Origin of the sequence: Halococcus qingdaonensis (assembly GCF_024508235.1) — an archaeon.
Classification (GTDB): domain Archaea; phylum Halobacteriota; class Halobacteria; order Halobacteriales; family Halococcaceae; genus Halococcus; species Halococcus qingdaonensis.
Genome location: NZ_CP101943.1, coordinates 2,436,855 through 2,449,128, shown reverse-complemented (window position 1 = coordinate 2,449,128; position 12,274 = coordinate 2,436,855). Strand labels below are relative to the sequence as shown.

The window sequence follows — 12,274 nt, the reverse complement described above, 5'->3', positions numbered from 1 at the left end:
CGACCGGGCATAACTGCTTTCATCCATTCCATCGTGACGTTTCGAGCGCGATCGGCCGGTCGAGGGTTTAACTGCCTGCATCCCGACGGCGAGGCATGGAGGTGCGCGATGCCGTCGAAGCCGACGCCGGACGGCTGGCCGCGCTCGGCGACGCGCCGGCGGAGACGATGCGAAATCTGGTCCACGACAGGACCGTGCGCGTCGCGGCCGAAGACGACGATCTCGTCGGGTTCGTGAGTTTCGACGCCCGCCGCGACGCGGTCCACGTCACCCAGTTCGACGGCCGACCGGAAGCCGTCGAACGACTGCTCGACGAACCCGCACGGTTCGCCCGGGGCGAGGGGATGGCCGCCGAACTGCTCGTCGAGGCGTCGCGGGAGGAACTCAGACGCGCTGCGACGGACGCCGGCTTCCGGGAGGTCGGCCCAGGGCCCCGCTTCGACGGCGCACCGACGGTGAAGTTTCGACTCGAAACGTAGGGGTTGCGCAGACGACTACCATACACCACGAAGCGAAGATGAGTGGATTGAGACGGTCCCGTCCGGTGGATTTTTTCGTCGTGCTGAAAAGTCGGAGCGTCGGTGGACCGTTTCGGATGGAAACGGTTTACGGTGAGGGATCGGGATGGATTGTCAGTAGAACTTCTGGATCGTCAGATCGAGCGTGTCGAGATCGACGATCGGCGCGTAGCCCACGTCGGGGTCGATGTTGACGCTCCGCTGGAAATCCGTCTGTTCCTGCCAGCAGCCCGAGTTGAGCGCGAGCACGTTGTGATACTTGCCGTAGCCGAGTTTGTGGACGTGACCGGTGTGGAAGATATCGGGTACCTCCTCCATCACGAGGTAGTCGCGCTCCTCGGGCGCGATGCGCGTGTGACCGCCGTACTGGGGCGCGACGTGGCGCTTCTTGAGGAGCTGATACATCGGTTTGTGCGGCTCGTCGTAGCTGGCCTTCTCCTCCGGGAGTTCGGCGATGACCTCGTCGAGACTCACGCCGTGGTACATCAGGATCGAGACGCCTTCGATCGTCACGGTCGAAGGGTTGCCTGAAATGCGTGCGTCGTGGACGTCCATGATCTCCCTGAGGTCGTCGTCGAACCCGGGCTGGGGTTCGGCGAGGCGGACGGCGTCGTGGTTGCCCGGGATCAGGAGGATCTCCATGTCACCGGGCACTTCCTTGAGATATTCCGCGAACTGCTCGTACTGCTCGTAGATGTCGACGATGTCGAGCTCCTCGTCCTGGTTCGGGTAGACGCCCACACCCTCGACCATGTCGCCCGCGACGAGGAGATACTCGACGGCGCTCGCCTCCTCGGTGTGGAGCCAGTCGGCGAACGCCGACCACGCGTCGGCGGCGAACTCCTGGCTGCCGACGTGGATGTCCGAGATGAGCGCCGCGCGGACGTGGCGATCGGCAGTCGAGGGCGTGTACGTGCGCGGCACGTCGGGGAAGTGGAGGTCGTCGACGAACAGGATGCCGCCGTCGCCCGCGAGCGTCCCCTCGACCGCGACGACCTCGTCGAGCAGGAGTTCGTCGACGACGCTCGCGAGATCGCGATCCTTCATGATGAGACACGGGAAGGTGCCGGTGGTGTCCTCGAGTTCGACCAGCCAGTGACCGTTGGCCGTCGAGCGGATATCGGAGATCATCCCGACGATGGCGGCGTCGCTGCCGCCGGCCATCGCGTGAACGGCCTCGGTGGGACGATGGTTGACCCGCGAGCGAAGCAGTTTCGAGAGCCGCTCGTACCGGTCACGGAAGGTCCGCACGAAGTCGGCATACTCGCCCGTCCCGGTCGAGCGCCCCGTGATATCGCCCGCGATGGCCAACGAACGGAGCTCGGGATCGACCGAGCGCCCCGACCGGCCGGTGGCTCCACCGTCGGCATCCTCGGACCCCTTTGTTTCGACTGGAGCGATGGGTTCGGTGTCGGATCGTGTGTCGGGGTCTCCACCCGAAACAGAGGGGTTGTGAGTCGCTGTCGTGGCGTCGTTCGTGTCGATGCTCCGTCGGACGTGCTCGGCCGAGAGTGTGAGCGCGTCATCGGGGACCGACGCGATGACGCGCTCGATGGCGCGTTCGGGATCGTTCGCCCCGGCGATGAGCGTGACGGCCTCGCGTTCGGCGTTGTAGCCGCGGCTGGCGAGTTCGGTGACGATGCGGACGGAGCTCGAACGCGGCACGGAGACGGATTCCACGGCGGGAACCAAAAGGATAGCGGAGGTGGGAAGGAAACGTTGAAACGACCACCGACGGTATGGATGGCAATGGATTCCGGAGACGGCGACGATGGGTGGCCCGGACGCTGGGACGACCGGGAACCCGACTCCGGAACGGACGAAACGACCGACAGCAGCGCGAACTCTGGAGGCGAAACCGAGGGTCGTGGCGACAGGGACGTTTCGGGTGGAGACGATCCGAACGGGAATGATTCGGGTGCAGGCGATTCAAGCACCAATGATCCGAGTGCGGTCGATTCAACCGGCAGCAGTTCAGCTGCGGGTGATTCGGACGGAGGGGGACCGGTCGCGCGCGTGCGCTGGTTCATGAACACCGACGAGGAGTGGGTTGCGTTCGTCCGCGAGGTGCTTTCGAGCGTCGCGATCGTGGCGATCGTCGGCCTCCTCCTGTTCGCGATCAGCGGGCTCTGGCCGCCGATGGTCGCCATCGAGAGCCCGAGCATGGAACCCCACATGGAGCGGGGCGATCTCGTCTTCCTGATGGAAGAGCATCGCTTCCCCGGCGGGGCAGCCTACAACGGGACCGGTGTCGTCCCCTATCAGGCGGGCGCTGCCGCCGACTACAAGGAGTTCAGCGAATACGGTGACGTCATCGTCTACCAGCCCGACGGCAGTACGCAGAAGACGCCGATCATCCACCGCGCGCGCTTCTGGGTGAACGACAGCGAGAACTGGTACGCGAAGGCCAACGAGGAGTATCTCGCCGGAGCCGACAGCTGCGAGGAGCTGGCGAACTGTCCTGCTCCCCACGCCGGCTTCGTCACCAAGGGCGACAACAACGGGCTCTACGATCAGGTAGACACCGGCGACGGACCGATCAGTAGCCCCGTCAAATCCGACTGGGTCACCGGGACCGCCGAGCTCAGGATCCCGTGGCTCGGTCGGATCCGACTGCTGTTCGGGACGATCGGGACCAGTGATCTCGGTTCGCCTGCGGGTTCCGTCTTGGCCACGAATACCGCTGCACCCGGAAGTTCCGCCGGAGCCGCTAGTTGGCAAGCGAATCCCGCCGCTGTTGGAGTCGGAGCTGGTATTGGAGTTGACAACAGTACGTTCGGTGGCTGAAAAGACGAATTAGCTGTCGAAGCGTGCCTGGACGAACGGTTGAACGTCCTCGATATCGCCGAGTCGGGAGTCGCTCGTGAGGACGGCTTCGGTGTCGTCGATCGGGACGGAGAGGTTCATCTCCTTGGTGCGACCGTATCTCCCCTTCGAAACGACGACCGCGTTGACGATGCCGAGCATGTCGAGTTCGGAGATGAGGTCGGTGACGCGGCGCTGGGTCAACACGTCGGCGTCGATCTCCTCGCAGAGCCGGCGGTAGATGTTGTAGACCTCGCCGGTGTTGATGTTCTGTGCACCGTTGCGTTCGAGCAAGATTACGGCGAAGAGGACGACTTTCGACTGAGTGGGCAGCGTGCGGACGACCTCCACCACCCGATCGAGCTCGATTTTCTCCTGGGCGTCGCGAACGTGATCCTCGCCGACGCGCTCGGTCTGGCCGCGCTCGGCGAGTTCGCCGGCAGTGCGGAGGAGATCGAGCGCGCGCCGGGCGTCGCCGTGTTCTTGGGCGGCGAACGCAGCACAGAGCGGGATGACGTCCTCCGAGAGGGCGTTTTCGACGAAGGCGATGTCCGCGCGCGCCGAGAGGATGTCCCGGAGCTGGGTCGCGTCGTACGGCGGGAAGACGATCTCCTCCTCGCCCAGGGAGGATTTGACCCGCGGATCGAGGAACTCGGTGAATTTGAGATCGTTCGAGATGCCGAGAATCGAGACGCGCGAGTTCTCCAGTTCGGAGTTCATCCGTGAGAGGTTGTAGAGCGTGTCGTCGCCGCTCTTTTCGACGAGTTTGTCGATCTCGTCGAGCATGATGACGACGACGCGCTCGTGGTAGTCGACCGCCTCGAAGAAGGTGGAGTAGACGCGATCGGTCGGCCAGCCGGTCATCGGCACGGGTTCGAACTCGTCGAGATCGGCTTCGAGCTGCTCGATGCGGCGTTCGATCTCGTCGACGGAGTCGAACTCGACGGCAGAGGAGTCGGCATCGTCGGGTTCGGCATCGTCAGGTCCGGCGTTGCCGGGTTCGATGTCGTCGAAATCGGTGTCGGCGAACGCGGCGCTGTCGGAATCGGGATCGTCGAGCATTCCCGGATCGGAGCGGGCACGCTCGGCGAGATCGCGGAGCTCGGCGAGGCGCTCCTCGATGTGTCGTTCGTTGGCGTCGATGAACGTGTTCGCGAGCTGGGCGAGCACCCGATACTGAGTATCCGTCACCTCGCAGTTGATGTATTCGACCTCGCAGGGGACGGTGTACTTCTGTGAGGTGGTTTCGAGTTCGTTGCTGACGAACTTCGCGCTCGCGGTCTTGCCCGTACCGGTTTTCCCGTAGATCAGGATATTCGATGGGGTTTCGCCACGGAGCGCGCCGACGAGCACCGTCGCCATGTTGTTGATCTGCTCGTTGCGATGGGGGAGTCGTTCGGGCGTGTACGAGGGTCTGAGGACGTCCTTGTTCTCGAAGATCGGCTCGCCGCTGAGGAGATCGTCGAACAGTCCCGGTGCGGCGTCGGTTCGCGATTCGTCCGCATCCGCGGGCGCGTCGGTATCGGTAGTGTCGGTGGCGTCCGTCGCGTCCGTTGCGTCGTCACTGTCCGGTACCCCGCCATCACCGTCGACATCGGTCGAGACGGTTGCCCGGCCGGTGATCGGGTCTGTCGAGATACTGTCGTCAGTATCGACGGCGTCATCGGTACCGGCGGTATCGTCGGCATCGATGTCGTCAGCACCGACGCGATCATCGGCACTCACGGTATCGTCGGAATCAGCGCTGTCTGGCGGTGCCGACGAATCGTCGGCGGTTCGGTCGTCGGATGGTCGATCGTTTCCTGTCATTGCCGTTCGGTTCCCGTATTCCAACCCCTTCCTTTCGGATGGAGGAGTTCCCGCACACCATCGAAGAATGGCGTATATCCCCGAGAGAAGGCAGCTACGTCGATATAGGACGATGGTGTGCGTGGGTCTGCTCTGTTAATCGTGCAGCGGAACCAGAGGTTGGGTATATATTAATTTGTTGATTCGGGCGGCAACGGGGAGGAAACGAACGACGGTTGTGACCCGATCAGAACGAAACGGGTCGTCAAGGACGGTCATGAGGATGGTCACACCAACCCTCCACCTCTCCACCCCCCACCCCTTCGTTTCAGGTGGAACGGCTGAGAGGGGTGGGTGGGGGACGAAGGTGCGTCTAGATTGGGGAACTATTAAGTAAAGAGGCTGAGAACAGTATCCGAAGGGTAGAGAAAACACTTCATAGACGACATCTTTTTACCTCTCTAGCGATTTCGACCGCCGTTCGACCGTTCATACCATATCCTAGTTGTTCTTCGTCCTGTCGTGGCTTCTTTCACTGCCCCATCCCGCGAAATTCACCTTGCCACACACCGCTCCATCCCTGTTCCACTCGAAACGAAGGGGTGGGGGTGCGGGAGAATGTGCTAGAATACCATACACCGTAACTAAGGAAAGGAGGGGAAAGAGAAGAAAGGGAGAGTGGGGTGAAGGAAGATCGACGATCGGTACGGTGAGAACAATCGTCGATCAGACTGTGAAGAGTTCGGGACAGGGCGACCGTTCGGTCGAATCAGCAAGCCTGATACGTGTCTGACGTAGGTTTAAGTGTATGCAATATCGTTGTACGCCCGAATTCACCCGGCGGGCGGGTGGGAGAGAATAATGGGACTACTCGCAGGACTCAGAAATAGCATCTCGAACCTCTTTTCGAGCGGGCAGCAACAGCGGCGTATCGGTATCTACGGGCCGCCGAACGCCGGCAAGACGACGCTCGCGAACCGTATCGCACGCGATTGGACCGGCGACGCCGTGGGGCCGGAGAGCCACATTCCCCACGAGACGCGGCGTGCCCGCCGGAAGGAGGACATCGAGATCGAGCGCAACGGCAAGTCGGTGAACATCGATATCGTCGACACGCCCGGCGTCGCGACCAAGGTCGACTACGAGGAGTTCATCGAACACGACATGGAGAAGGACGACGCCGTGCGCCGCTCGCGCGAGGCCACCGAGGGCGTCGCCGAGGCGATGCACTGGCTGCGCGAGGACGTCGATGGCGTCATCTACGTGCTCGACTCGGCCGAGGATCCCTTCACCCAGGTGAACACGATGCTCGTCGGCATCATCGAGAGCCAGGATCTCCCCGTCCTGATCTTCGCCAACAAGATCGACCTCGAGGACGCGAGCATCCAGCGCATCAAGAACGCCTTCCCTCAGCACGAGACGGTCCCGCTGTCGGCGCTCGAAGGTGAGAACATGGACGAGGTCTACGAGAAAATCGCGGAGTACTTCGGCTGATGTCCGAAGCAGACGACTCCAGCGCCGGCGACGCCGACGGCAGCGGCGTCCAGTTGGACATGATCAGTGGCGAGCGGATGGACCAGCTCGCGAGCATGGAGAAGATCCGCCTGATCCTCGACAGCGTCCACGACGGCAACATCGTCATCCTGGAGGAGGGGCTCGACCCGGAGGAGGAGTCGAAGCTCATCGAGGTGACGATGACCGAGATCAGCCCCGACGAGTTCACCGGGATCGAGATCGAGACCTATCCCGGCTCGTCGAAATCGAGCGGCGGCTTCTTCGATCGGCTGATGGGTCGCGAGACGGAGACGAAACTCACCGTCATCGGGCCGGCCAACCGCCTCGAAACGCTCCACAAGGACGAGACGCTCATCTCGGCGCTCGTCACCCGCACGTGACCGCACCGATCGCCGTTTCCCCTGTGACGCCGCCGACGCTCTCTTTGCACTCGGCGGCCACGTCCCGCTAATGCCCCATCAGTGTACGGAGTGTGGCCACACGTTCCCCGACGGCTCGAAGGAGATGCTGTCGGGCTGTCCCGACTGTGGCGGCAACAAGTTCAAATTCGAACCAGCGACCGACGCGCGCGAGGCGAGCGCCGCCCAGTCGGCGGACGAAAGCGCCGACGCAACGGCCCCAGCCGCTCCCGACGATCCAGCAGCCGCACAGCCACCGCCGGCTGCCGATGGATCGTCGGACGCGCTGCCCGACGGCTCCGATGCTTCCACTCCAGTCGAAACAGAGGACGGCGCACAGGCGGACGCCCGACGCGACGTGGCGTCGCCGGACGACCTCGCTGCGGGTGCGGCCCCCGGGACTGACGACACAGCGGGCAACGACCCCGATGCTCCCGATGCAGTCGAAACGGACCCCTCTGCCGATCCCACTGATCTCACAGACGACAGCGATGCCAGCGACACCGACGGCGCGGACGACGCGGAGATGGCGGCGCTCCGCCAGGAGCTCGACGATCAGTTCGAAAGCATCAAGATCCTCGAACCCGGCCAGTACGAGCTCAATCTGATGGAGCTCTACAACCGCGAAGAGTTCATCATCGCCCTCCAGGAGGACGGTCAGTACGTGATCGACGTGCCCGGCTCCTGGCACGGCGAGTGACCACGAAGGAATCGGCGAACGAGCCGTCCGGCGGGCCACGACAATGAAGCACTTAACAGGGGGCCGCGAGAAGCAACTCCCCATGAGTCAGGCAACCAAAATCGTGCTGGGAACGGTCGGACTCTCCGCGCTGCTCGCCGTGGGGATCATCGTCGCGCTCGCGCTCGCGTAGATGTTCGACCGCCGAGCCCTCTCGGACGATCTCGCGGCGGTCCGTGACGAACACGCCCCCGACGCACTCGTTCTCGACACCGAACGGGACTTCGAGACGCTCGATCCGGCGGTCGCCGAGTCGCTCGGCCCGCTCTGTGAATCGCTCGATCCGGTCTCCCATCCCGCCGAGTGGCTGCCGGCCAACGCGCCCGAGATCCTCGCGAACTACGCCAGCGACTCGTTCACGATCGGCATGCCCGGCGATGGCGGCGTCGCGTGGACCACCCAGACCGTGCCACCCACGGTACTGGTCAAACCCCGTCTCGCGGGCTCACCCGAGCCGTTCATCGAGTTCCTGATCGCCGAGACACTCGTCGAGATCGGACTCGACGAGCCCGAACAGTTCCTCGGCTTCTTCGGCGAGCACTACCGCGATCTCGACGCGGCAACCTCGCTCGCCCCGGCGGGCACCTACCAGCTCGCCGCCGCGCTCTACGACGCCTACCTCGGTCGTGCGACCCGTGATGTCTTCGCCGACTGGGACGACGACCACCCTGATCTCCACGCCGCGTGGGTCGACGCGGGCGAGCGCCTCGTGCCCCGACTCACGGAGCTGCCGAGCGAGATCGCCACTGGCGAGACCTCCTTCGCGGCCGCCGCCGAACTCGCCTGTAGCGCCGTCAAACACGATCTCGACGTTCCCACGCCGTTCGGCGCGCTCGACACCCGCGCCTACCGTGAGTACGGTCCCGACTACGCCGTCGAGTGGGCCGAGAAGACCTTCGCCGAACTCGATTAGAACTCGCCGCGAACCTCGCCGTCGACGTCGAGCGAGATGACGCCGTCGAACAGCTCTCGGTACTCCTCGACGACCGACTCGTCGTGGACCTCCTCGGCGAGGTGGAACAGACCGACGGCGTCGTGTTCGCCGAGCAGTTCGAGCAGCGCTTCGACGGCCTCGCGGGCGCGCTCCTCGTCGGCGTAGTAGGCCATCTCCGTGACCGAATCGAGGCTCACGCGGAGCTTGCCGGAGTGGCTCTCCAGGAACTCCGCGGCGGTCTCGACGATTCCGTCGACGTCGTCCGGCGCGGCGACGTAGTGGACACCTTCGCCGGAGCGTCGCGAGTAGCCGCGTTCGATACTCAGCGTATCGAGGATCGTCGCCTTCTCGCGGTCGACGTCGTAGTGTTCGAGCTTCTGTTCGACCTCGCGGGCGGTCGTCCGCGTCGAGATCACGAGCAGGTGGTCGGTGTCGGTGTTGAGGAAGTCGGTATCGATCCGATCGGTTTCGCCGGTGCTCGGATGTATCAAGAGTACGCCGGTTCCGCCGGGAATCGTCTCGGGGGTGTCCTCGACCGCGAGCGCATAATCCATGCCCGAAGCGCGGCGGCAGGCATCTTAATCCCTGCGACACGCCAGACGGTCAAGATGTCAGAAGACGCTGTCGGCGGTGGCCGCGCCGACGACGCTGAACAGCGCCCCGACCGACACCGCCTGCAGCGTCGTCACGAACCGTTCCATCGGTGCCATTGACTCGAGAAACGTCTCCGGTGCGTCGAACATCACCGCGAGGATCACCACCGAGCCGAAGGAGACGGCCATCAGCGAGACGAATCGCACCGGCACCCCGGCGACGGCCCGCTCGTGGTCGGGGTTGCGCTCGTCGTCGGCTTTGTAGAGTGCGCCGTAGCCGATGGCGAGGACGACGGCGACGGTCAGCACGGCGTTGATCGTCTCCATGTTCGTCGCGAGCGTCCAGACCTCCTCGGTGACGACGAACGGTCCGGCGAGCAGGAAGCCGCCGACGACCTGCTGGGCGATGTCCGCCACCTGGAAGTGGGGTCTCCATCTCGTCATGTTGACCGCTCGCCGCCGGCGAACAAGACGCCTGCGCTCGGGCAGGGTCGGCCCGCCGGCCCGAACGGGTTTTCACGTCGGCACCGCTTGCCCCGATATGACCGTCAGAGAGGAGTTCGACGCGTGGGCCGCTGAGGGGCGCGATCGCGGGATGGAGGATCGCCACTGGCACACCGCCAAACACGCTCTCGCGCGCATGCCCGTCGAGGCGGGCGATCGCGTGCTCGATCTCGGTACCGGCAGCGGCTACGCCGGCCGGGCGATCAACGACACGACCGGCGCACTCGTCTGTGGGCTCGATGGTTCGCCCGAGATGGCCAGAAACGCGCGCTCGTACACCGACTCGGACAGTATCGAATTTCTCGTCGGCGATTTCGATCACCTCCCCTTCGCCGACGACACCTTCGACCACGCCTTCTCCATGGAGGCGTTCTACTACGCCGCCGATCCGCACGAAGCACTCGCCGAACTCCGGCGCATGCTCCGCCCGGGCGGAACGTTCTACTGCGCTGTCAACTACTACGAGGAGAACGTTCACAGTCACGACTGGCAGGACTCCATCTCCATCGAGATGACCCGCTGGGACATCGACGAGTACCGCGACGCGTTCCGCACGGCGGGCTTTCACGTCGCCGCCCAGGACACTATCCCCGACCGGGAGACCGAGATCCCCGATGCCAGCGAGTTCCCGACCGACGAGTTCGCGACCCGCGAGGCGATGGTCGAGCGCTACCGCACCTTCGGCACGCTGCTGACCGTCGGCGTCGTCCCCTGAATTGTTCTCCACATCGCTCGATCGGCTCCCCCTCCCCTCCTGCCGATACCAGCAACGGTATCCTCCTTTCTCGTCTCCAGTCGAAGCAACGCCGTCCTCGATCCCGTTCCGGACCCGTGGAACCGTCCCGATTCGAAATAAATAGGCAATAATATCCGTGAAGTGTGAAGTGGTGGCGGAACCTGCCGAAAGTATCGGTAATATATGCCTCCGCGTCGTAGGCGTGAACGGCCATGAGTGATTACGCGAACGACGTGCTCGTTTCGGCCGACTGGGTCGACGAGCATCTCGACGAGTTCCAGAGCGACGATCCCGACTACCGACTGCTCGAAGTGAACAACCCGACCGTGACCGCCGACTCGGAGTACACCGCCTACGAGGAGGGTCACGCACCCGGCGCGGTCTTCCTTGACTGGGAAGAGGACTTCACCGACCGGACGACCCGCGACATCCTCTCGAAGGACTCCTTCGAGGAGACGATGGGCGCGGCGGGCGTCTCCGAGGATAGTACGGTCGTGTTCTACGGCGGCGGCCGCGTTCCCAACTGGTTCGCGCTGTTCGCCTACTGGCAGTTCAAATACTACGGTCACGAGGACGTCCGCGTGCTGAACGGCGGGAAGGACTACTGGGTCGCGAACGACTACCCGCTCACCGACGAGGAGCCCGACTTCCCGAGCCAGGACTACACCGCGCGCGGTCCGTTCGAGAGCATCCGCGCGTACCGCCAGGACGTCGAGCAGGCCGTCGAGGGTGGGCTGCCGATGGTCGACGTCCGCTCGCCCGAGGAGTTCACGGGCGAGGTCATCGCGCCCGAGGGGCTCCAGGAGACCGCCCAGCGCGGCGGCCACATCCCGGGTGCGAGCAACGTCCCGACCGCCACGGTGCTCAACGACGACGGTACGTTCAAATCCGCCGACGAGCTCAGCGAACTCTACGCCGATGCGGGTATCACCGAGGACCAGTCGGTCGTGACCTACTGCCGGGTCGGCGAGCGCTCCTCGATCGCGTGGTTCGCGCTCGTCGAACTGCTGGGCTTCGACGACGTGCAGAACTACGATGGCTCGTGGACCGAGTGGGGCAACATCATCCGCTCGCCCATCGAGAAAGGCGAGGGCGACTGAACGAAGTGAAGGAGGCCTCGTAGCGGAACGGTGAGCCGAAGGCGAACCGTGGAGAAGGGCGAGGCCGAGTGACCGGCGGGAACGAAGCCTCGAAGCGAAGCGGCGAGCAGCCGCGAGCCGCGGAGCAGGGCGAAGGTCAGCATAATTGACTCGGGTAGCCGTAGCAACACTTATTTTTGCGCAGAGATCGGTAGCGATGTGACCGAGTCGTTTTCCTCGCGGTGGTGGTACGGCATCGCCGCGACGCTCGTACTGCTACTGCTCGGCTGGATCGGATGGGCTGGCGTCAGGTTGACAACCACTATCGTGCCCGAAACCGATCCGAGCCAGCTCGCTCCTCACGGCATCGAATCGCTCGTCGTTCTCCTCGGAACGTTCGTTTTCGTGGTCGCAACGTGGACGAGTGCACCGATATTCACCATCAGTCTGTTCATGGACGCTCGTGCGGTCGGCCGAGGGGATTTCGAGTGGCGACCGAATCAGTATCTGTACGGTCTCGTCGGTCTGCTCCATCTCGGTGCGCTGTTTACGGTCGTCGTTTACGCCGTTACCATGCCTGTCGCGCTGTTCTACCTCTATCGTCGTCATCGGCACGTCGGAACTCCCTAACTCCACACGTCAAACGATGGCTGATTCGCCCCGAG

14 protein-coding genes are annotated in these 12,274 nt (G+C 63.9%); 10 read left to right on the top strand and 4 right to left on the bottom strand.

Features of this window, described 5'->3' with window-relative positions:
• Positions 1 to 95 precede the first annotated feature (95 nt).
• Entirely contained in the window at positions 96 to 479 is a 384-nt protein-coding gene (locus NO363_RS12740) for a hypothetical protein (protein WP_256685593.1), read from the top strand.
• A 153-nt stretch (positions 480 to 632) separates the two neighbouring features.
• Here NO363_RS12740 and NO363_RS12735 read toward each other — a convergent pair whose 3' ends face one another.
• A complete protein-coding gene (locus tag NO363_RS12735; RefSeq protein WP_256685591.1) occupies positions 633 to 2,183 on the bottom strand; it encodes a DNA-directed DNA polymerase II small subunit in 1,551 nt (516 codons plus the stop codon).
• Between the two features lie 84 nt (positions 2,184 to 2,267).
• On the opposite strand from NO363_RS12735, the gene NO363_RS12730 reads away from it, so the two are divergent.
• Positions 2,268 to 3,305, top strand: a complete 1,038-nt coding sequence (locus tag NO363_RS12730) for a S24/S26 family peptidase (RefSeq protein WP_256685589.1) — start codon at positions 2,268 to 2,270, stop codon at positions 3,303 to 3,305.
• Positions 3,306 to 3,314: 9 nt separating this feature from the next.
• Here NO363_RS12730 and NO363_RS12725 read toward each other — a convergent pair whose 3' ends face one another.
• Positions 3,315 to 5,132: a Cdc6/Cdc18 family protein gene (locus NO363_RS12725; RefSeq protein ID WP_256685588.1), complete on the bottom strand. Its 1,818-nt coding sequence runs from the start codon at positions 5,130 to 5,132 to the stop codon at positions 3,315 to 3,317.
• A gap of 840 nt (positions 5,133 to 5,972) precedes the next feature.
• On the opposite strand from NO363_RS12725, the gene NO363_RS12720 reads away from it, so the two are divergent.
• The 5 genes from NO363_RS12720 to NO363_RS12705 all read left to right on the top strand — a co-directional run bounded on the left by NO363_RS12720 (position 5,973) and on the right by NO363_RS12705 (position 8,676).
• Complete coding sequence (locus tag NO363_RS12720) at positions 5,973 to 6,605, top strand: divisome-positioning GTPase DipA (RefSeq protein ID WP_256685586.1); 633 nt, start codon at positions 5,973 to 5,975, stop codon at positions 6,603 to 6,605.
• A complete protein-coding gene (locus NO363_RS12715; protein ID WP_004053909.1) occupies positions 6,605 to 7,006 on the top strand; it encodes a divisome-positioning protein B in 402 nt (133 codons plus the stop codon). The genes NO363_RS12720 and NO363_RS12715 overlap by 1 nt, the downstream gene beginning before the upstream one ends.
• Before the next feature lie 70 nt (positions 7,007 to 7,076).
• Positions 7,077 to 7,724 (top strand): Zn-ribbon domain-containing protein, encoded by a 648-nt coding sequence (locus NO363_RS12710; RefSeq protein WP_256685584.1) that lies wholly within the window; start codon positions 7,077 to 7,079, stop codon positions 7,722 to 7,724.
• Positions 7,725 to 7,806: 82 nt separating this feature from the next.
• Positions 7,807 to 7,896: a hypothetical protein gene (locus tag NO363_RS14215; RefSeq protein WP_425311076.1), complete on the top strand. Its 90-nt coding sequence runs from the start codon at positions 7,807 to 7,809 to the stop codon at positions 7,894 to 7,896.
• Positions 7,897 to 8,676, top strand: coding sequence for a DUF7089 family protein (locus NO363_RS12705; protein ID WP_256685583.1), 780 nt, complete (start codon positions 7,897 to 7,899; stop codon positions 8,674 to 8,676).
• Here NO363_RS12705 and NO363_RS12700 read toward each other — a convergent pair.
• Complete coding sequence (locus tag NO363_RS12700; protein ID WP_256685581.1) at positions 8,673 to 9,251, bottom strand: DUF7090 family protein; 579 nt, start codon at positions 9,249 to 9,251, stop codon at positions 8,673 to 8,675. The two genes, NO363_RS12705 and NO363_RS12700, sit on opposite strands and share 4 nt — an antisense overlap.
• A gap of 57 nt (positions 9,252 to 9,308) precedes the next feature.
• The gene (locus NO363_RS12695) at positions 9,309 to 9,734 is read right to left on the bottom strand and encodes a DUF2391 family protein (protein ID WP_256685579.1); all 426 of its coding nucleotides are present in this window, start codon (positions 9,732 to 9,734) and stop codon (positions 9,309 to 9,311) included.
• Positions 9,735 to 9,831: 97 nt separating this feature from the next.
• Between NO363_RS12695 and NO363_RS12690 the strand changes: the two genes are divergently transcribed.
• From NO363_RS12690 to NO363_RS12680, 3 genes are all read left to right on the top strand, one after another.
• On the top strand, positions 9,832 to 10,509 hold the full coding sequence (locus NO363_RS12690) for a class I SAM-dependent methyltransferase (protein WP_256685577.1): 678 nt from the start codon (positions 9,832 to 9,834) through the stop codon (positions 10,507 to 10,509).
• Positions 10,510 to 10,742: 233 nt separating this feature from the next.
• Positions 10,743 to 11,630: a sulfurtransferase gene (locus tag NO363_RS12685; protein ID WP_256685576.1), complete on the top strand. Its 888-nt coding sequence runs from the start codon at positions 10,743 to 10,745 to the stop codon at positions 11,628 to 11,630.
• Positions 11,631 to 11,828: 198 nt separating this feature from the next.
• Positions 11,829 to 12,239 carry a hypothetical protein gene (locus NO363_RS12680; protein ID WP_256685574.1) on the top strand — a complete coding sequence of 137 codons (411 nt, stop codon included), beginning with the start codon at positions 11,829 to 11,831 and terminating at the stop codon, positions 12,237 to 12,239.
• Positions 12,240 to 12,274 lie beyond the last annotated feature (35 nt).

Bases quoted from the DNA above. Each gene is read 5' to 3' on its own strand.
- NO363_RS12740 (WP_256685593.1), top strand. From the start codon at position 96: ATGGAGGTGCGCGATGCCGTCGAAGCCGACGCCGGACGGCTGGCCGCG.
- NO363_RS12730 (WP_256685589.1), top strand. From the start codon at position 2,268: ATGGATTCCGGAGACGGCGACGATGGGTGGCCCGGACGCTGGGACGAC.
- NO363_RS12725 (WP_256685588.1), bottom strand. From the start codon at position 5,132: ATGACAGGAAACGATCGACCATCCGACGACCGAACCGCCGACGATTCG.
- NO363_RS12720 (WP_256685586.1), top strand. From the start codon at position 5,973: ATGGGACTACTCGCAGGACTCAGAAATAGCATCTCGAACCTCTTTTCG.
- NO363_RS12715 (WP_004053909.1), top strand. From the start codon at position 6,605: ATGTCCGAAGCAGACGACTCCAGCGCCGGCGACGCCGACGGCAGCGGC.
- NO363_RS12710 (WP_256685584.1), top strand. From the start codon at position 7,077: ATGCCCCATCAGTGTACGGAGTGTGGCCACACGTTCCCCGACGGCTCG.
- NO363_RS14215 (WP_425311076.1), top strand. From the start codon at position 7,807: ATGAGTCAGGCAACCAAAATCGTGCTGGGAACGGTCGGACTCTCCGCG.
- NO363_RS12705 (WP_256685583.1), top strand. From the start codon at position 7,897: ATGTTCGACCGCCGAGCCCTCTCGGACGATCTCGCGGCGGTCCGTGAC.
- NO363_RS12700 (WP_256685581.1), bottom strand. From the start codon at position 9,251: ATGGATTATGCGCTCGCGGTCGAGGACACCCCCGAGACGATTCCCGGC.
- NO363_RS12695 (WP_256685579.1), bottom strand. From the start codon at position 9,734: ATGACGAGATGGAGACCCCACTTCCAGGTGGCGGACATCGCCCAGCAG.
- NO363_RS12690 (WP_256685577.1), top strand. From the start codon at position 9,832: ATGACCGTCAGAGAGGAGTTCGACGCGTGGGCCGCTGAGGGGCGCGAT.
- NO363_RS12685 (WP_256685576.1), top strand. From the start codon at position 10,743: ATGAGTGATTACGCGAACGACGTGCTCGTTTCGGCCGACTGGGTCGAC.